Below are 19324 nucleotides of genomic sequence, written 5' to 3' on the forward strand. Positions count from 1 at the left end.
CAAAGAACTCCCTTCCACAAAAAACCGGCGCGGTTCGTGACCGCGCCGGTTCTTTCCGCCCAAGGGCGGGAGACTTGAAATGGCTAGCGCGACACGAAGCAGTTGCCGCCGGCAGCCTTGTAGCTGGTGCACAGGTTGATCGCATCGTTGCGCGACTTCGCCGGGACGCGGACGCGATAGAACGTTCCCTTGCCGGCGATCTCGGCCTTGACGATGTTGGCGGTATGGCCGGAAAGCACGCTGCCATATCGGCGCTGCAGATCCTGATAGGTCGACTGGGCGCTTTCGACGGTCGGCTGCGAGGCAATCTGCATCGACCATGAACCACCGCCGGTCGAGCCCGCCGCGGGATTGATGGACGCAACCTGGTCGGGCTTGACCTCGCCGACGACGTCGACCGGCTGGTCGGACGGACGCTGCGGCGCCACCGGAACCGAGGCCGGCGTATTGGCAGGCTGGGCGGTTTGGGCCTCAGCCTCAGGCGCGGCTGCCGGCGCGGCCGTCGGATTGACTATTTCCGGCTTGGCTGTTTCCGGCTTGGCGGCTTCGGTCTGGTCGCCGCCCACTGGGTCGCCACCCAGTAGGTCGTCACTTGCCTGGTCGGCAACAGGCGGTACCGTACCGGTCTGTTGTTCTGCGTCGTCGGCCTGACCCGTCGGGGCCACATGCTGCGGCGCCGGATCGACAGGCTCGAAGGCAGCGATCTGCGGTGCCGCAGGCGCCGGATCCTCGCGCGCAACCAGCGAGCCATCGGGTTTGACGACCATGGTTCTCACCTTGCGCGGCGCAACCGCGACGAGGTCGGGGTCGATGCCCTGGTCGGCCTCTTGCAGAACCTGGGCGATACGATCCTCGGATTTGGATGCCGGCACGGCGGCGACGTCGGCATTTCCGGCCGCTTGCGTGCCGCGGATCGCATTGGCTCCTTCAGCGGGGGCGGATTCGGCATTGCCGATCGCATCGGCGGCTTCAGCCGTGTCGATATCGTCGGGCGAAAGATCGACCACACGGCTCTGCGGCGGCTCCTTGGCCGCCACGTCCACCGGCTCTTCAGTGTTGGTGACCAGTTTTTCCTGGACCGGTTCCGCAGGCTTTGCGCCACCCTTGGCCACGGCGTCATAGACCTTATTGTCCTGGTTCGGCACGACGGTGCCGCCCGGATTTTCCGGCCTGACCTTGATCGGTGCGTTGTCCGCCTTGACGATGACCGGCGCATCGGTGCCGCCGGTGCCGCCGAAAGACAGCGCGAAGGCGCCGAGACCGCCCGCGAGCGCCACGGCGCCGACGACCGCGGCGACCAGCAGGCCGCGGCTCCGCGGCCTCGCAGCATCGTGCTCAGCCAAGCCGGGAACTGACATGGCCTCATCCAGTTCGGGGTCGTAGTCGAGTTCGTCCAAGCCAAAGTCGTCGGCCTGCGAAGCCGGCCGGCCGTTGGGCAAGTCGCCCAGATCGAAGCCGCTGGCGGCATCGGCATAAGATGCACTGACAGACGCTTGTGCGGGTCTCGCCGCATAGGTGCGCGTTTCAACGCGGTCGGGCTCATAGCCTGACTGGAACCCGGCCGCTGACTGGAACCCGGCCGTTGACTGAAATCCGGCCCCTGACTCAAATCCGGCATTGTAGGATTCGTCGTCATAGGCCGCGCTGCGCGCCGGAGCGGCAGCGACGTCTACGGCATTCATTTCCGTGAGAAGGCTGGCGAACTCGGTGTCGAGATCGTCATAGGCAGGCGCCGCCGGTTCGTCGTCATTGAAGTCGAGGTCCGGAATATCGAGGTCGTCCGCCAGCGCGACCACGCGCTCGGGCACATCGACCGTCTCGACATCGGGCATCTCGTCATACGCCGAAGACTGTTCGCTTTGCGCCGGCGCAGATGCCGCATCGGCGGCGCCGTCTTCGGCCGGCTCATCCTGATAGGACGGTGCCGTAGCCATTGGCGGTGTCGCTTCCGTGGTCTTCGCCGAAGTCGTCGGCTGGGCTGCAAAGGCAGGCTGCGACTGTGCGACCGGCGTTACGCGGCTCCACGAACGGGCCGGCGTCGGCGGGGCGGAGGGTGCCGCCATCCAGCTGAGCGCATCAGCCGGATCCTGCTGGGAAGCGGCGGCCGCAACGTCATCGCCGTCGCCATGATCCAGACCGATGTCCTTGGCGAACGCGGTATGCAATGCGTCATCGTCGAAATCGACATCGGCCTGCCCGGCGGCATCTTCAGCGCTGAAATCCTGGCCCTCGAGCTCATCGAGGAGAACGCTATCGAGATCGGCGTCGTCGGCGGCGTGAACCGCGCTACTATCCGGCGACCCCAAAAGGTCTTGCTCGTCGAGGCTCCAGTCCAGTTCTTCGACGGGCTTCGCTGATTTGACGGCGACCTTTTCAGTCGCGGCTACAGGGTGCCGAACCATAGCGGGTTCGTTGGCCGCGGAGGCCGCCACGGGGGAAGCTCGTGTGCGCATGGTGCCCAACAGCGCGTTCAGCTCGTCTTCGAGGCTCCGCTCGTCAGCGATGGGGGCTGGCGCCGCCGACTGGACTCCGGCGGCCGGCGCCGTCGGTTGGGCAGCAACGCCGGAGGCCTGCGGAACCGGCTTTTCGGCTTCCTCGGCAAGCGCGTCCTCGAAGCTCAGGTCAAAATCGGCGTCGAACGCATCTTCCGGGGTCTCGGCGGAAGGTTCGTGCTTGGCGACGATAGCCTCCGATTCGTCAATTTCTGGCTCGTCAATTTCGACCGGTTCAGCCGTGCGAACGTCGAAATCCATGTCGACATCGACCATGACATTGTCGAAATGGCCGGCAAAGTCCTCATCGGACTCGTCCGAAACAGCCCGAACAGGCGCAGCAGGAGCTCCAACAGCGGCCTGCTCCATCGGCCCATGTTCGTCGAGCATCAACTCGTCTTCGAGCGAGCTTGCGACGGCATTGTCGAATTCGTCGTCGAAGGCGGGTTCGGCGGCCGGCGCGGAAACGTCGGCGGGTTCGGCAGCCTGCTCCATCGGCACGTGTTCTCCAAGCATCAGCTCGTCTTCGAGCGAGCTTGCGACCGCATTGTCGAATTCATCGTCGAAGGCGGGGTCGGCAGCCGGCGCGGAGATTTCGGCGGCTTCGGCAACCTGCTCCATCGGCACCTGCTCGTCGAGCATCAGCTCGTCTTCGAGCGAGCTTGCGACTGCGTTGTCGAATTCATCATCGAAGGCGGGTTCGGCGGCCGGCGCGGATGCATCGATGGCGGCAGTATTCTGTTCGGACTCGCCCGTCGCCTCGTCGTCGACCAGTAAATCCTGTTCGAGCGACGCGGCAAGCTCGCCGTTCCCAAGCTTGTCGTTCCCAAGCTTGTCGTTTATTGGCAAATCGTCTTCGAATGGCGACACATCTTCGAGCGAACTGGCAAGCGCATCGTCGAAATCGTCATCGAACGCAGCTTCAACAGCCGGCGCGGATGCTTCGGCAACACCAGAACGCGAGTCGTCGGCAGCAACGGCATGGGCGGATTCGTCCGTCGCATCGTCGTCCAGCAGTAAATCCTGTTCGAGCGACGCGGCAAGCTCGTCGTTCCCGAGCTTGTCGTTCCCTGCCAAATCGTCTTCGAAAGGCGACACGTCTTCGAGCGAACTGGCAAGCGCATCGTCGAAATCGTCATCGAACGCAGCTTCAACAGCTGGCGCGGATGCTTCGGCAACACCAGAACGGGCGTCGTCGGCAGCAACGGCATGGGCGGTTTCGTCCGTCGCATCATCGTCCAGCAGGAAATCCTGTTCGAGCGACGCGGCAAGCTCGTCGTCCACGGCGTCGGTGGCAGCCGGTTCGAAAGCCGGCTCGCGAATCTCGGTTGCGCCGTCGTTGTCGTCGGCGCCGAATTCGCCCATCAACTCCTTCTCGAGATCGATGTCGAAATCGCCCTCGTCCGCCGGCTGGCTGGGTGGGGCCGCCTTCGGCTGGGCCTGCGGCTTGACCGGCTGGCGCGGGTCGAACCCCATGATCCTGGTCAGTTCCGCGAACGGATCATCGTCGGCGATATCGTTTTGGGCGGCTGCTCTCAGCTGGGTTCTGTCTGCCATTATTGTTCCCGAACTCGCACTCATTCGGACGCCATGGACGTCGCGCAGGGTTGGCCCTTACCAGCGCAATGTGGGCAAAAGGTGACAGGTTTTTTAGTCAAACCTAACGCATCTCGGTGGGCGCATCGGCCCCGATCAGCATCAGGCCGGACGTCAAAACGTCCGAAACAGCCTGCACCAGCCCTAGTCTGGCATGCGTCAATTGTCGGTCGTTAACCTTAACAAAACGTAAGTCCGGATTCTCGGTCCCGCGGTTCCAATGTCCGTGGAAGCTGGAGGCGAGATCGTAGAGGTAGAATGCCAGCCGGTGCGGCTCGAGCGCAAGTGCCGCGGATTCAATCAGCCGCGGATATTCGGCAAGCTTCCTGATCAGGCCGATCTCGGCTTCGTCGGTCAGCGAAGCGGTGGCGGCGGCCAGCCGATTGCGGTCGAAATTGGCCTCGCCCAACTGTTCGCTCGCCTGCCGGAACACCGAATGGCAGCGCGCCGAGGCGTACTGCACGTAGAACACCGGATTGTCCTTCGACTGCTCGGTCACCTTGGCGAAGTCGAAATCGAGCGGCGCATCGTTCTTGCGGTAGAGCATCATAAAGCGGATCGGATCGCGGCCGACCTCCTCCACCACTTCGCGCAGCGTCACAAAATCGCCCGACCGCTTCGACATGCGCACCGGTTCGCCCTCGCGAAAAAGCCTCACCAACTGGCAAAGCAACACGGTAAGCTTCACCTCGTCGCCGGAAATCGCCCGGGCGAGCGCTTCCAGGCGCTTCACATAGCCGCCATGATCGGCGCCGAGCACATAGATCAGCTCGACGAAACCGCGATCGACCTTGTCCTTCAAATAGGCGACGTCCGCGGCAAAATAGGTGAAGGTGCCGTCCGACTTGACCAGCGCCCGGTCCATGTCGTCGCCGACCGCAGTCGAGCGGAACAGCGTCTGCTCGCGATCCTCCCAGTCGTCCGGCTTCTCGCCCTTGGGCGGCGGCAGCTTGCCCTTGTAGATATGGCCCTTGAGCGTCAGGTCGTTGATGGCGGAACGGATTTTCCGGGCGTTGTCGGCGTGCAGCGTGCGCTCCGAGAAAAAGACGTCGTGATGCACATTGAGCAGCGCCAGATCCTCGCGGATCATGGCCATCATCGCATCGATCGTCCTGTCCTTGACGATGGCAAGCGCTTCCTCGTCGGACATCTGCAGCAGGGAGCGGTCGAATTCGCTGGCCAGCGCCTGGCCGACCGGCACCAGATAGTCGCCCGGATAGAGCCCGGCCGGAATCTCGCCGATGTCGTCGCCGAGCGCCTCGCGGTAACGCAGCATGACCGAGCGGCCGAGCACGTCGATCTGCGAACCAGCATCGTTGATGACATATTCCTTGGTCACGTCATAACCGGCGAAGGCCATCAGATTGGCGAGCGCATCACCCACCACGGCGCCACGGCAATGGCCGACATGCATCGGTCCGGTAGGGTTAGCCGAGACATATTCGACATTGGCTTTCTTGCCGCCGCCGACCGTCGAGCGGCCGTAATCGCGGCCTTCGCCGAGCAGCACAGTCAGATGCAACTGCCAGAACGCGTCCTTGAGCCTGAGATTGACGAAGCCTGGACCGGCAACGTCCGCAGCGGCGATGTCGATGTCGGCGCGCAGCGCCTGCGCCAGCCTTTCAGCCAGTGCGCGTGGGGGCTGGCCGGTCGGCTTGGCCAGCACCATTGCCGCATTGGTCGCCAGGTCGCCATGGCTGGCGTCGCGCGGCGGCTCGACGGCGATGCGCGACAAGTCCAGCGAACCGCCGTCTTTGTCTTTTAAATCAAGCGCTTCGACAGCTCTGGTGATTCGCGCGTTGAAATCGGCGAAGATGTTCATTGGTGTAGCTCTGGGGTGTGGCTCTGGCGGCTTTGCAGGGATCCGGCTTATTGGCCGGCAAAATCGAGCTCGGCCTAGCTTAATTCAGGCGTATGGTCAAACAAACGGCGGTGTTCTTTCAAAGCGTAGGTATCCGTCATGCCCGCCAGGAAATCGGCGACGCTGCGCGCCTTGATGCGATCGTCGGCCCGGTCCAGCCCTTCGCGCCAGCCGTCGGGCATGGCGCGCGGATCGGCGAAATAGACCTCGAACAGGTCGTTGACGATCTGCTCGGCCTCGTTACGCACGCGCATGACCTCGCTGTGCCGGTAGAGATGCTTGTAGAGAAAGGCTTTCAATTCCTTTTCGAACGCGGCCATTTCGGCTGAAAAGGTCACCATCGTCTCGCCTGCCGCCCTTACCGCGTCGGCGCTGTCCGGCTTGATGCGGGCCAGATTGGCGGTGGTGGAAACGATCACATCCTCGACCATCATCGTGATCTGCCGTCGCATCAGTTCGTGCCCTGTCCTCACATCGTCCAGCGCCGGATAGCGCTGGCGCACGCCTTCGAGGATCGAGCCGGGCAGCGAGACCTTTTCCAGCATGCCCAGCGTCAGGAAGCCGGATCTCAGGCCGTCGTCGATGTCATGGGTGTTGTAGGCGATGTCGTCGGCGATCGCTGCGCACTGCGCCTCGATGCCGGCGAAGCGGTCGAGTTCGAGGTCGTGCAGCTCCGAATAGTCGCGGATCGCCTGCGGCACCGGCCCCTTCAGACCCTTTCCGCTGGCGTCAGTCAGCGGTCCGTTGTGTTTTACCAGGCCCTCCAGCGTTTCCCAGGTGAGGTTGAGCCCGTCGAACTCGGCATAGCGGCTCTCCAGCCGCGTCACCACGCGCAGCGATTGCGCGTTGTGATCGAAGCCGCCCCAGGCGACCATTTTCTCGTTCAGCGCGTCCTCGCCGGTATGGCCGAAGGGCGTGTGGCCGAAATCGTGCACCAGCGCCACCGCCTCGGCCAGGTCCTCGTCGCCGCGCAGCGCCCGCGCCAGGGCACGCGCTATCTGCGCCACCTCGATCGAATGCGTCAGCCGGGTGCGGTAATGATCGCCCTCATGCGCGACGAAGACCTGCGTCTTGTGCTTCAGCCGGCGGAATGCCGTCGAATGGATGATGCGGTCGCGGTCGCGCTGGAATGGCGTGCGGGTCGGGCTCTCCACCTCGTCGAACAGCCGCCCGCGCGACTTCGCCGGATCGCAGGCATAGGCCGCGCGCGGCCGATAACCAAATCCGATGTCGCCCAACTCGTTTGTCATCGCCGCTGCCGCAGTTGACTTGCCCCCTCGCGCTTCATACCTATCATGTGAAACCGAAAGCAAGGTGACGCCCATGGGCGCTGATGCCAAGACCGCCATAAAAGTCGAGATGACCGACGCCGCAGCCAGGCGGATCGCAAAGATTGTATCTGGCGAAGCCGGCAAGACGGCGCTGCGCGTTTCGGTCGAGGGCGGCGGCTGCTCCGGCTTTTCCTATAAGTTCGACCTGGTCGAAACGCGCAACGATGACGACGTCGCCATCGAGAAAGACGGCGCAACCGTACTGATCGACGACCTCTCGCTGGTCTATATGGATGGCTCGGTGATCGATTTCGTTGACGACTTGATGGGCCAGTCGTTCCAGATCAGGAACCCGAATGCGGTCGCCTCGTGCGGCTGCGGCACCAGCTTCAGTATTTAGAATGCCTGCCATCGGCGCGGTCCGTCAGGTCGCGCTTTCAGCCGGGCGCGATCTCGATGCAACGCTGGCGTTCTGGCACGACGTGCTTGGCATGACGGTGCACGTGCGCTTCGATCCGCCGGGCATCGCCTTCATCATGGCCGGCGACGTGCGGCTGCTGTTCACCGATGGCCTGCCGGCCGGCACCGTCTATCTCGACATATCGGGCCTCGACGATTTCTACGCCTCGGCAAAAGCCGCCGGTGTCCCCTTCACCGCGCCGCCGATGCTCGTCCATCGCGACACCGAGGGCCTGTTCGGGCCGGCGGGGGAAAGCGAATGGATGGCCTTCCTAAAGGACCCGGCAGGCAATACGATCGGCCTCGTCGAACGTCATCCGCCGGAACAGCCCGAAACATCAGTGAGGCCGTCATGAAAATCGTCACCTGGAATATCAACGGCGTTCGGGCCCGCATGGGCAATTTGACCCATTGGCTGACGGAAAGCGCGCCTGATATCGCCTGCCTGCAGGAGATCAAGACTGTCGACGAGCAGTTTCCGCGCGCGGAGATCGAGGCGCTCGGCTACAACGTTGAAATATATGGCCAAAAAGGTTTTAACGGCGTCGCCATCCTGTCGAAGCTGCGCTTCGACGAGGTCATCAGAGGCTTGCCGGGTGACGACACCGACGAGCAGGCGCGTTTCATCGAGGGCGTGTTCTCGACCGACAAAGGCGCGTTGCGCGTTGCCTCGCTCTACTTGCCGAACGGCAACCCGATCAATGACGAGAAGAAGTTCTCCTACAAGCTTTCCTGGATGGCGCGGCTGGAGCGCTGGGCCGAGGAACGGCTCATGCTCGAAGAGGCGCTGGTGCTGGCCGGGGATTACAATGTCATCCCCGAATACATCGACGCGAAATTCCCGGAGAACTGGCTGAGCGACGCGCTATTCCAGCCGCAGACGAGGCAGGCGTTCCGCCGGCTGAAGAATCTCGGCTTCACCGAAGCGGTGCGCGCGGTCACCGACGCGCCGGACATCTTTACTTTCTGGGATTATCAGGCCGGCGCCTGGCAGAAGAACAACGGCATCCGCATCGATCACTTGCTGCTCTCGCCCGAAGCCGCCAACCGCTTTTCCTCGGTCTCGATCGAAAAGCATGTGCGCGCTTGGGAAAAACCCTCCGACCATGTGCCGGTGGCCGTCGAACTGGCTTTCGCGCCAATCTGATCATTTCGGGCTCGGACCGCCGGATTCCCGGTTGATGGACCGTCATATCGCCACAATCGGGGTTTCCGCTGCAATCCGGGTTCGGCCGGGGTTCAAGATGACGATCAGATTTGCGCTTTGCCCATGTGCCGCCGCGCTCGCCCTCGCGGCGACGCCGGCGTTTGCCGATCCTGAATGCCTGGCCAACGGGAAATCATTCCAGATCGGCCAGGTCGCCTGTCTGACGCTGTCCGGCCGGAGCCATCTCGCCCGCTGCGATATGGTGCTCAACAACACGTCATGGACAAAGATTCGGGACGAATGCCCGCGAACGACGCTGGCGCCGTCGGCCACGCCAATTTCAACACCTGAGTCCGGTCTCGTTCCGACGGAACCCACCGAGAACTGATCTTCCGACTTGATTTTTCGAAGTAGCCAGTCCTCCGACTTATTGCCTTTCTCACTATCGGCTTCGTGGCTACCGGCTTCTTGGCTACTGGTCGCCGCCGCCCTTGGTGAGGATGTCGTCGGCCAGCGAAATCGCGGTGCGGCGGTCGGCCTCGCCCGCGGCGGCAAACGCCTCTTCCTGCATGCCGCGTATCCATGGCTGGTCGGAAGGTGAGGCCCGTTCGAGCGCCGCGGTCATCATCGCCAGCCCCCGAACGATCTTACCGCTCTGGAAAAGCAGATGGCCGAGCGTTGCCTGCGCGCCGGCATGGCCCTTTTCCGCGGCGAGTTGGAACCAGCGTCCGGCCTGCTTGATGCTGGCCTTGACGCCGCCCTTGCCATTCAGGAAGATCTGGCCCATCTCGAACTGGGCATTCGGGTTGCGGTAATTGGCGGCGGCGCGCATGTAATATTCCTGGGCCGCCACCTCGTTCTCTGTGATGGGGCTGCCGGGGATGCCCTTTCTCAAATAGTCGCCGAGCGCCACGAGCGCGTCCGACACATAGCTCTCTTCCGGCGAACCGGGCTCCACGTCCTGGTCGGCAATCTCGCTGAAGAACTTGAACGCCGCGTAGTCGTCGCGCTCCACGCCGTCACCCTCGGCATACATGCGCGCAAGCTTCCAGGTGGCGCCGATCTGGCCGTTTTCGGCCGCGTATTTGTAGGCCTCCGCGGCCTGTTCCTTGCGGCCGTTCTTGTAGGCGGAGAAGCCGAACTGAAACACCGCCCACGGGCTGGACTGCGGCTTCACGCCGGTCTTGTCGTCGAACACCTTGTCGTCGAAGGCCATGGCCTGGCCCGCGGCGCCCAAGGTCGCGCCAAAAGTGGCGATAGCGACCAGTGCCGAAAAGACAGACAACCTCAGCAACTCAGATATCCGCATAACAATGTGTTTCTTTCGCACCACCGGGATGGGTGACCGCGCCGTCGCGGGCAGGCCCCACCGTTTGTGCATATTTCCAGATCGCGCCCGACTGATAGTCGGTCGCGCGGGCCTTCCAGGCCTTTGCCCTAGCCGCCAGTTCGGTGTCGGACAGCGCCACCTCGATCGTGCCGTTCACCGCGTCGATCGAGATCAAATCGCCATCCCTGAGCAGCCCGATCGGACCACCCACGGCGGCTTCCGGCCCGACATGGCCGATGCAGAAGCCGCGTGTCGCACCCGAAAAACGTCCGTCGGTGATGAGAGCCACCTTGCCGCCCATGCCCTGGCCATAGAGCGCCGCCGTCGTCGATAGCATTTCGCGCATGCCCGGACCGCCGCGCGGACCCTCGTAGCGGATGACGAGGACCTCGCCTTCGCTGTAGCTGCGATCCGTAACCGCCTCGAAACATTCCTCTTCCGAATCGAAACAGCGCGCCGGACCAGAGAATTTCAGCTCCGACATGCCCGCGACCTTCACGATCGCGCCTTCGGGGGCAAGGTTTCCCTTCAAGCCCACGACGCCACCCGTTTGGGTGATTGGTCGGTTGGCGGGACGGACCACATCCTGGCTATCATTCCAGGCTACGTGCTCCATATTTTCGGCTAAAGTGCGGCCGGTCACCGTCAGGCAGTCGCCGTGCAGATAGCCGTGGTCGAGCAACGTCTTCATCAAGAGCGGAATGCCGCCGGCCTCGAACATGTCCTTGGCGACATATTTGCCGCCCGGCTTCAGGTCGGCGATGTAGGGCGTCTTCTCGAAGATCCTGGCTACATCGAAGAGGTCGAACTTTATCCCGGCCTCATGCGCGATCGCCGGCAAATGCAGCGCTGCGTTGGTCGAGCCGCCGGTGGCCGAGACCACGGTCGCCGCATTCTCCAGCGCCTTCAGCGTGACGATGTCGCGCGGGCGGATATTCTTTGCGATCAGCTCCATGATCTTTTCGCCGGAGGCGAAGTTGAAGCGGTCGCGCATCTCGTAGGGCGCCGGTGCCCCGCAGGAATATGGCAGCGCCAGACCGATGGCCTCGGCGACGGTGGCCATGGTGTTGGCGGTGAACTGGGCGCCGCAAGAGCCGGCCGACGGACAAGCGGCTTGTTCGATTTCGAGGAGCTCGGCGTCGCCGATCGTGCCGACCGAGTGCTGGCCGACGGCCTCGAACACATCCTGCACGGTGATCTGCCGGCCCTTGTAGGAACCGGGCAGTATCGAGCCGCCATAGATGAAGATCGACGGCACGTTGAGCCGCACCATGGCCATCATCATGCCGGGCAGCGACTTGTCGCAACCGGCAAGGCCGACCAGCGCATCGTAGCAATGGCCGCGCATGGTGAGTTCGACCGAATCGGCTATGACCTCGCGCGACACCAGTGACGATTTCATGCCCTGGTGGCCCATGGCGATGCCGTCCGTGACGGTGATGGTGCAGAATTCGCGCGGCGTGCCGTTCGCCGCGGCGACGCCCTTCTTGACCACCTGCGCCTGGCGCATCAGCGAGATGTTGCACGGTGCCGCCTCGTTCCAGCAGCTCGCTACACCGACCAGCGGCTGCGCGATCTCGGCCGCCGACAATCCCATCGCATAGAGATAGGAGCGGTGCGGCGCGCGCGCCGGACCGACGGTCACATAGCGGCTGGGCAGCTTGGCCTTGGAGATGACTCTGGCGTTCATACTCTTCCTTGCCGCGGGCGGTGCGACCTGCCCCATTGCCGAGCCTCTTTGGGCACGTGTTCCGGGACAAATTCGAGTGCGCCGGGTTTATGGCGGGAAATAGGCAATCTCCCCGGGCGTCCTTGTCGTGCGAGGGTTGCTCAGAAACTGTTGCCAAAACGTCACAATCGCGGGAGGCAGAGGGGTGCCGCGTTTTTGTAACCCCGCCTGCATGTCAGGAAGCCGCTCGAACAAAAAAGCCGGGCAATGCCCGGCCTTTTTGCTATTGAAAACTTATGTTTAGAACTTGACCTTAACCGAAGCTGAGCCGGCAAGGAGCAGATCGTCGTCGTATGTGTAGGTGACGGCATTTGCCGTGTCGCCAACACCGGTGAAGGTCGACGACCCACTGGTCAGAACACCGATCGAACCACCAAGTCTGACCTCGATCTTGTCGTTCGGCGAATACGAAATGCCGCTGGCCACGGACCAGGTGTCCGACTGATAGCCGGAGGTCGTCGAGGTTCCACGATCCCAGGTCAGCGAAACCGCGCCAGACAATTGGTCGGAAAACTTGTGAGCTATGCCACCCGAAACCGTCCAGCCGTCGCGATAAAGCAGGTCGAAAGAAACGGGCGAGGGAGCGCCGGTCACCGGACTGCGCACGCCATTGATGGGAATGACGCCAAGCCTGCTCCATTCCTGCCAGCGGATGGAACCAAAGGCCAGCCAGCCAGGCGCTATACCGCTCTGTAGCTTGAGTTCCACAGCTTGGGGTATCTCGGCCGAGGCGGAGACAGGGAAGACCCCGGTAGCGCCTGGAATCAGATCCGCCGGAAAGGCGCCCCTAAAACCGGTGGTGTCGACAGTTCCCGACAGCTCGTCATATTTGTAGCTCGAAGAGTACATCAGGCTTCCGCGCAAGGCGATTTCGGGAATTTCATAGGCGGCACCAACACGCCAGCCCCACGCCTCGTCTGAAAGCTGAAACTTGCCGATGCCGGTATTGCCGAAGGCCAGCAAGGTCTGCCGCGACAGGAATGCATCAACCTCCTGGTAGGAGACGCCGCCGATGAACCGCATCGAGCCCTTGCCAACATTTACCTTGTAGGAGCAGGTAAGGCCGAAATCATTTGTTTTGACGTAGTATTCGACCGCCGTTGGCGAATAGGCGTTGTTCATTCCGAAGTCTGCCTCCGCACCATACGGTTCCGTATAGGTGGCAAGGCAATCCACAGGTTCAAAGAGGTTGGCCTTGATACCGATGCGCGGCACCGCATAGTCGCCACCAACGTCCACTGACGAAGACGACAATCCGGAGCCATCCAGGCGCTGCACATTCTTCAGCGTACGCTGTGGCGAAACATAGGTGACGCCAGCGTCGACCGAATATGGCGCGGCATCAAACAACTGGTCGATGTTGACGCCGCCCCGGTCGAAACCGCCCGCGTTCGCAACGCTCGAAATCAATAGCGAACAGCACCCCGTCCCCAGAAGCGCTTTCAGACGCAAATTGTTCACGAATCTCCTCCCGAATACGTATGGGATTAAGCTAGAACCAATTCAGGTTAACGGCGCAACAATGAATTCCCGATGCGTACATGTACACCTTCGCCGACCGCATTTTAGACAAAGTGACAGCTTTCCTCGCAAAGCCGGAAAACGGCCCGTTCGGTTGCAAATCGACAAAAAATCCAGAAAACTCGCGTGGAACGACGCCAAAACGGCCGGTTTTGCGAAGACAAGGCCACATTGTTACATTATGGCAACAATTGGGCTAAAACATTCCGTTTACGTCAAGATTTACGCTGCGGAACGCCTATTCTCGCGGCAGGAAGCCGTCCGAAAAGCAAAGTTCGCAGGACTCGCGAATCCTGAGCATCGGACCCAAAAGCGGAAGCCGGTTTTGGCCAATCCGAACCTCAGCCAATTCGATTCTCAAACCAGAATAAGTCAACCGGCTTCGCGCACTCGTGTCAGCGCTACCGAAAGCTTTTCTTGCGCCTCGCGATACTCGGCGAGTTTTTCGCGCTCGGCATCCACGACATCTTCCGGCGCGTTGGCGACGAATTTCTCGTTGGACAGCTTCTTGTGCAGGCGGGCGATCTCCTCGGTCACCTTGACCAGTTCCTTCTGCAGCCGCGCCGCCTCGGCGGTAAGGTCGATCAGGCTGCCGAGCGGCAGACAGATGGTCGCCTCGTTGAGCACGATCTGGGCGGAGCCCTTAGGCGCCGTATCGACCAGCGAGATGTCGCCGACCCGCGCCAGTCGCTTGATGGCCGATGCCTGGCGCTCAAGCCTTTCATGGGTCGCGGTATTGGCGCCGATCACCATCAGGGGCGCGATCGCGGCCGGCGGCACATTCATTTCCGAGCGCACGGAGCGGATGCCTGAGACGAGCTCGACCAGCCAGTTGATGTCGGCGGCCGCTGCCTCATCCTCAAAGTCTGGCGACGGCCACGCTGCATGGCAAAGCAGCGACGGCCGTTCCTTGCCCTCGCCGGCGGTCTCAGCCCACAGCTCTTCGGTCATGAATGGCATCATCGGATGCAGCAGCTTATAGATCTCGTCGAGCACGAAGGCGACACAAGCCCGGCTTTCGGCCTTGGCAGCCTCGTCCGGACCTGTGAACACCGGCTTCAGCAGTTCCAGATACCAGTCGCAGAACAAGTTCCACACGAACCGGTAGGCCGCACCTGCAGCCTCGTTGAACCGGTATGAGGTGATGCCTTCGGTGATTTCGCGCGCGGCGCGTGTCAGTTCGGTCAGGATCCAGCGGTTGACCGCCAGCTTGGCGTCGTTCAGCCAGAACTCGTCGTTCCTCGCGACGTCGTTCATCTCGGCAAAGCGCGTCGCGTTCCACAGCTTGGTGCCGAAGTTGCGGTAGCCGGCGATGCGGGCCGGATCGAGCTTCACGTCGCGTCCTTGCGCGGCCATCACCGTCAGCGTGAAGCGCAGCGCGTCGGCGCCGTATTCGTCGATGAGATCGAGCGGGTCGATGACGTTGCCTTTCGACTTCGACATCTTCTGCCCGTTCTTGTCGCGCACCAGCGCATGGACATAGACGGTGTGGAACGGCTCTTCGTCCATGAAGTGCAGGCCCATCATCATCATGCGGGCGACCCAGAAGAAGATGATGTCGAAGCCGGTCACCAGCACGTCGGTCTGGTAGTAGGTTTTCAGTTCCGGCGTCTGGTCCGGCCAGCCAAGCGTCGAGAACGGCCACAGCGCCGACGAGAACCATGTGTCGAGCACATCCTCGTCGCGGGTCAGGATCTCGCCCGGCTTGAAGTTCTCGAGCTTGTCCTCGACCCAGGCCTTCCATGGCCCTTCCAGCGCCAGATAATATTCGACGGCAGCTGCGAGCGCCTCCTCCTCGGTCTTCTCGACGAAGACGCGTCCATCCGGTCCATACCAGGCCGGGATCTGGTGACCCCACCAGAGCTGGCGCGAAATGCACCAGGGCTGGATGTTCTCCATCCAGTCGAAATAGGTCTTTTCCCAGTTTTTCGGCACGAAATTGGTTCGGCCCTCGCGCACCGCACGAATAGCCGGTTTGGCGAGCTCCGCCGCGTTCGCATACCATTGTTCGGTCAGGAACGGTTCGATCGGCACGCCGCCGCGATCGCCATGCGGCACGGCATGGCGATGCGGCTCGACCTTTTCGAGGAAACCGCCCGCCTCCATCAGCTCGACGATCTTCTTACGCGCGACGAAACGATCGAGGCCGTTGAGTTCATCCCAGACGGCCTCGCGCTCGGGCGTCACCTCCAGCCCGGCGAGAAAGTCGTCATTGTCCGTGAGGGTGACCGCCGCCTCTACGGTGAGGATATTGATCGCCGGCAGCTTATGGCGCCTGCCGACCTCGAAGTCGTTGAAGTCGTGGGCCGGCGTGATCTTCACCGCGCCGCTGCCTTTCTCCGGATCGGAATATTGGTCCGCCACGACCGGGATCTTGCGGCCGACGATCGGCAGGACGAGGTTCTTGCCGACCAGATGCCGAAAACGCTCGTCGTCGGGATGCACCGCCACCGCCGTATCGCCTAGCATTGTCTCGGGGCGTGTCGTTGCCACGGTGATGAAGGTTTTAGGATTTTCCGGATCGAAAACCTCGCCCTCGACGGGGTAGCGGAAATGCCAGAGGTTGCCGTTGACCTCCTGCTGTTCGACCTCGAGGTCGGAAATCGCAGTCAAGAGCTTCGGGTCCCAGTTGACAAGGCGCTTGTCCTTGTAGATCAGGCCTTCCTTGTAGAGCGTGACGAACACTTCGAGCACCGCCTTGGATAGGCCCTCGTCCATGGTGAAACGTTCTCGGCTCCAGTCGGCCGAGGCCCCCAGCCGCTTCAACTGGTTGAAGATCGCGCCGCCGGATTCAGCCTTCCACTCCCAGACTTTCTCGATGAACTCGTCGCGCGTCAGGTCGCGGCGGTGGATCTGCTTCTCCATAAGCTGGCGCTCGACCACCATCTGCGTAGCGATGCCGGCGTGATCCATGCCGGGCTGCCACAGCACGTTCTTGCCGCGCATGCGCTCGAAGCGCACCAGAATGTCCTGCAGCGTGTTGTTGAGCGCATGGCCCATATGCAGCGAGCCGGTGACGTTCGGTGGCGGGATGACGATGGTGAAGGCTTCCGCACCCTCCTCGGCGCCCGCGCCGGCACGAAACGCGTCGGCCTCCTCCCAGATTTTGGCGATCTTCGGCTCGACGATTTTAGCGTCGTAGGTTTTTTCGAGCATAGGGAAATGGTCCGAGCTGTCGGGTTTTTTGCTGGTCCGGTGTAAATCGGAAGGTCTTGGCCAAGTCAACCGCGAGGCGGCGGGCGAGCGGGCTCGCCTGCCATACAGATAGATCTGACAAGATCACAGGCAATGCCACTGCCGAGGCCGTAGGCATTAAATCGCACATCAACAAAACGCCGCCAGCGGCGGCGTTCCCCATCCGCCAACCGTCGGAATTGTTACTGCGCGCCGCGCGCTACGCGCTCGATTTCCTCGCGCACCAGCCGCTCGACCAGCGTCGGCAGATTGTTGTCCAGCCAGTCCTGCAGCATGGGCCTGAGCATCTCCTCGGCCATCTCGTCGAAGGTTTTCTTGCTGCGGCTGGCGAACGCATCGGAAAGCTCGCCGAAGGCGGCGGCGACCTGCCGGCCCGTATGTTCGGAAAGGATCGCCGGACGAGTGGACGGTGCCTCGCTTGTCGCCGGGCGCGCCAACCCGCTTCGCGGCGGGGCCGGCTCGAAAGCAGGTTCGGCCGCGTCCTCGAAAACCTCGGCCTCCGGTTCGGCGTCCGGCGTTCGTCGCACCTCGGCCCTGTCCGGCTTGGCCGCGGTCATCGTTTCGCCGACCGCGGCGATCTCACGCCGCCAATCGGCAACAATGCTGTCGGTCGTCTCGGCAACCCTTGCCGTCGCAGGCATATCCAACTCCGGCTTGGCGGCCGGGCCCGGCTCGGCCGCGACCCTGGCACCAGCAAGCGTCACGGGCGCTTTGACCGGAGTCGGGTCGGAACGCAGCGGCGGCTCCATACGTGCGATGACAGGCTCGGCGGCCGACGGTGGCGCCTGCACCTCGGTCAGCGTGACCGGCCTCCTGGCGTCGAATCCCGGACGCAACTCGGCGCGAAACGCACCCGCCTCCGGCGGCGCCACGCCTACCGCCGGCGGCGCCTCGCCTGCCGCCGGTGGCGGCCCGCCTACCGCCGGTGCCGGCACGGCAACCGACGCTAAATCCTGCAGCAGGTCGTCCGCTTCGTCCGGGTGCTTGCGGCCGGTATCGTTGTCCTCGATGATCCTCCTGATGGAAGCCAGTATCTCCTCCATGGAAGGTTCGCGCTGTACGCTGCTTGCTGTCGCCATCGTCACATCCGCCGCCCTTGTGACTCGTTGCAGATTTCCAGTCCGGCCAAAGCCGGATTCGAATCATGGCGACAGCGTAACCGACGGATCGCCTTACGAGAATCCCCAATCTGAGGGCGCGTTGGATTTCAACAGATTAGAGCCCGCGCGTTCCTTTGAACGGCGGGCTCTAATGCCTTGAAACTGGACGGAATTGAAACTGGTGGAGCGATCAGCGGCCGTCTGGCGTGCGCAGGCCGATCCACTTGTCCTTGACCGCATTGTAATGCTCTTCGGGTCTGTATTTCGTCACCTGAAGGGCGAGACGATCGACCGAAAGACGACCTATCGCCGAGAGGATGGCATAGCTCGCCACCACCAAATCGCGTTCGGAACTGGCCTGGTTGATCTTGGCGGTGATGAGGGTGGCTTGGGCGTTGAGAACGTCGAGCGTGGTGCGCTGGCCGACATTGCGCTCCTCGATGACGCCGCTCAAGGCAAGCTGCGCGGCGGCGATCACCTGCCTGTTGGCCACCACGGTTTGCTGCGCGGCGATGTATTGCGTCCACGCCGAGGTCACGGCTTGCCGCACGGTGTCGCGGCTTACATCGACCTCGATCCGGGCCTGGCTAAGTGATTCCTTGTTCTGGCGCACTATCGCCGACGTCCGCCCGCCCGAATAGATCGGTATAGTCAACGTCGCACCGATGGTGGCCGAATTGGTTGTGCCATCCTGCCCCGTATCGGCAGAGCCCGGGGCCGTCCTGCGAAAGGCGCTGGAAACGCCGGCGGAAGCCGAAAGCTGCGGCAACAGCGCGCCTTCGGCCGATTTCACCGTAAACGCCGCCGCATCGACCAGATGCTGGGTCGAGAGGATGGCCGGGTGCTCGCTGGATGCGATCGCGATCGCCGCATCGAGGTTCGACGGCAACAGCTTCGACAACGGCGAAGCGCCCCTGAGCCTGCCCGGCTCGTCGCCAACGATCTGGCGATAGGTCGCAGCGCTTGCCAGCGCCTGGGCGCGGGCGGCGGCCAGTTCCGCCACAGCGGACGAGCGCTCGGCATCGGCCTGTGCCACGTCGGTGCGGGTGCCTTCGCCGACGTCGAAGCGCGAGCGCGCGGCGCGCGCCTGCTCGGTCAGGAACTGCAGGTTCTGCTCCGTCAGCACCGCCACTTGCCGGTCGCGAATCACGTCCATGTAGGCGCTTGCCGCGTTGAACAGAATATTCTCTTCGGTGTTGCGCAGGCTCTCGAACGAGGCGCGGACCCGCGATTCGGCGGCGGCGACGTTGTTCCTGGTCTGAAAGCCGTCGAACAGGGTCTGGTCGATCTGGACGCCGAAGTTGCCGGTGGTCAACGAGATGCCCCGGTTCGAACCGAGATTGGTACGGGCATCGAAATGGCTTCTGGAAAAGTCGATGTCCGCAGAACCGGTGATGGTCGGGCGCCACCCCGACTTGGCGATGGCGACGCCCTCATCGGTGACACGGACGCCGGCACGAGCCGAATTGAGCTGGGAATTGTTCTGGTAGGCTTTTGAAAGTGCACCGAGAATAGTTTCCGCCGAGGCGGCCAGCGGAGAAAGCGCGGTCGCCGAAACGAGGACGGCGGCAAAAAGGCTCTTGCGTAAAGACGGCACGTTATTCCCTCATTCGTTTTGCATGG

13 protein-coding genes are annotated in these 19324 nt (G+C 62.6%); 4 read left to right on the forward strand and 9 right to left on the reverse strand.

Annotation, left to right across the window (positions count from 1 at the left end; all coding sequences use genetic code 11):
- Positions 1–83: 83 nt before the first annotated feature.
- From CIT31_RS29725 to CIT31_RS29735, 3 genes are all read right to left on the reverse strand, one after another.
- Positions 84–4049, reverse strand: a complete 3966-nt coding sequence (locus tag CIT31_RS29725) for an SPOR domain-containing protein (protein ID WP_245316513.1) — start codon at positions 4047–4049, stop codon at positions 84–86.
- 103 nt (positions 4050–4152) lie between these two features.
- Positions 4153–5910, reverse strand: coding sequence for an arginine--tRNA ligase (gene argS, locus CIT31_RS29730; protein ID WP_095521444.1), 1758 nt, complete (start codon positions 5908–5910; stop codon positions 4153–4155).
- A gap of 74 nt (positions 5911–5984) precedes the next feature.
- Complete coding sequence (locus CIT31_RS29735; protein WP_095521531.1) at positions 5985–7199, reverse strand: deoxyguanosinetriphosphate triphosphohydrolase; 1215 nt, start codon at positions 7197–7199, stop codon at positions 5985–5987.
- A 73-nt stretch (positions 7200–7272) separates the two neighbouring features.
- Between CIT31_RS29735 and erpA the strand changes: the two genes are divergently transcribed.
- The 4 genes from erpA to CIT31_RS29755 all read left to right on the forward strand — a co-directional run bounded on the left by erpA (position 7273) and on the right by CIT31_RS29755 (position 9214).
- Positions 7273–7620, forward strand: a complete 348-nt coding sequence (gene erpA, locus CIT31_RS29740) for an iron-sulfur cluster insertion protein ErpA (protein WP_095521445.1) — start codon at positions 7273–7275, stop codon at positions 7618–7620.
- A gap of 1 nt (position 7621) precedes the next feature.
- Positions 7622–8035, forward strand: a complete 414-nt coding sequence (locus CIT31_RS29745; RefSeq protein WP_095521446.1) for a VOC family protein — start codon at positions 7622–7624, stop codon at positions 8033–8035.
- Positions 8032–8826, forward strand: coding sequence for an exodeoxyribonuclease III (xth, locus tag CIT31_RS29750; protein WP_095521447.1), 795 nt, complete (start codon positions 8032–8034; stop codon positions 8824–8826). The genes CIT31_RS29745 and xth overlap by 4 nt, the downstream gene beginning before the upstream one ends.
- 97 nt (positions 8827–8923) lie before the next feature.
- Positions 8924–9214: a hypothetical protein gene (locus tag CIT31_RS29755; protein ID WP_095521532.1), complete on the forward strand. Its 291-nt coding sequence runs from the start codon at positions 8924–8926 to the stop codon at positions 9212–9214.
- Between the two features lie 84 nt (positions 9215–9298).
- Here the strand turns inward: CIT31_RS29755 and CIT31_RS29760 are convergent, their stop codons facing one another.
- The 6 genes from CIT31_RS29760 to CIT31_RS29785 form a co-directional block, all read right to left on the reverse strand.
- A complete protein-coding gene (locus tag CIT31_RS29760) occupies positions 9299–10135 on the reverse strand; it encodes a tetratricopeptide repeat protein (protein ID WP_029353183.1) in 837 nt (278 codons plus the stop codon).
- Complete coding sequence (gene ilvD, locus CIT31_RS29765) at positions 10122–11846, reverse strand: dihydroxy-acid dehydratase (RefSeq protein WP_095521448.1); 1725 nt, start codon at positions 11844–11846, stop codon at positions 10122–10124. Before ilvD ends, CIT31_RS29760 begins: the two co-directional genes overlap by 14 nt.
- A gap of 279 nt (positions 11847–12125) precedes the next feature.
- Positions 12126–13346: an OmpP1/FadL family transporter gene (locus tag CIT31_RS29770; protein ID WP_095521449.1), complete on the reverse strand. Its 1221-nt coding sequence runs from the start codon at positions 13344–13346 to the stop codon at positions 12126–12128.
- Between the two features lie 432 nt (positions 13347–13778).
- A complete protein-coding gene (locus tag CIT31_RS29775; RefSeq protein ID WP_095521450.1) occupies positions 13779–16562 on the reverse strand; it encodes a valine--tRNA ligase in 2784 nt (927 codons plus the stop codon).
- Positions 16563–16783: 221 nt separating this feature from the next.
- Complete coding sequence (locus tag CIT31_RS29780; RefSeq protein WP_095521451.1) at positions 16784–17680, reverse strand: PopZ family protein; 897 nt, start codon at positions 17678–17680, stop codon at positions 16784–16786.
- 211 nt (positions 17681–17891) lie between these two features.
- Positions 17892–19298 carry a TolC family outer membrane protein gene (locus tag CIT31_RS29785; RefSeq protein WP_095521452.1) on the reverse strand — a complete coding sequence of 469 codons (1407 nt, stop codon included), beginning with the start codon at positions 19296–19298 and terminating at the stop codon, positions 17892–17894.
- Between the last annotated feature and the right edge of the window lie 26 nt (positions 19299–19324).

It is taken from the genome of Mesorhizobium wenxiniae, from assembly GCF_002284535.1.
GTDB classification, from domain to species: domain Bacteria; phylum Pseudomonadota; class Alphaproteobacteria; order Rhizobiales; family Rhizobiaceae; genus Mesorhizobium; species Mesorhizobium wenxiniae.

Coding starts and splice junctions, on each gene's coding strand:
- CIT31_RS29760 (WP_029353183.1), bottom strand. CDS start 10,135: ATGCGGATATCTGAGTTGCTGAGGTTGTCTGTCTTTTCGGCACTGGTC.
- argS (WP_095521444.1), bottom strand. CDS start 5,910: ATGAACATCTTCGCCGATTTCAACGCGCGAATCACCAGAGCTGTCGAA.
- CIT31_RS29755 (WP_095521532.1), top strand. CDS start 8,924: ATGACGATCAGATTTGCGCTTTGCCCATGTGCCGCCGCGCTCGCCCTC.
- CIT31_RS29775 (WP_095521450.1), bottom strand. CDS start 16,562: ATGCTCGAAAAAACCTACGACGCTAAAATCGTCGAGCCGAAGATCGCC.
- xth (WP_095521447.1), top strand. CDS start 8,032: ATGAAAATCGTCACCTGGAATATCAACGGCGTTCGGGCCCGCATGGGC.
- CIT31_RS29780 (WP_095521451.1), bottom strand. CDS start 17,680: ATGGCGACAGCAAGCAGCGTACAGCGCGAACCTTCCATGGAGGAGATA.
- erpA (WP_095521445.1), top strand. CDS start 7,273: ATGGGCGCTGATGCCAAGACCGCCATAAAAGTCGAGATGACCGACGCC.
- CIT31_RS29745 (WP_095521446.1), top strand. CDS start 7,622: ATGCCTGCCATCGGCGCGGTCCGTCAGGTCGCGCTTTCAGCCGGGCGC.
- CIT31_RS29725 (WP_245316513.1), bottom strand. CDS start 4,049: ATGGCAGACAGAACCCAGCTGAGAGCAGCCGCCCAAAACGATATCGCC.
- CIT31_RS29735 (WP_095521531.1), bottom strand. CDS start 7,199: ATGACAAACGAGTTGGGCGACATCGGATTTGGTTATCGGCCGCGCGCG.
- ilvD (WP_095521448.1), bottom strand. CDS start 11,846: ATGAACGCCAGAGTCATCTCCAAGGCCAAGCTGCCCAGCCGCTATGTG.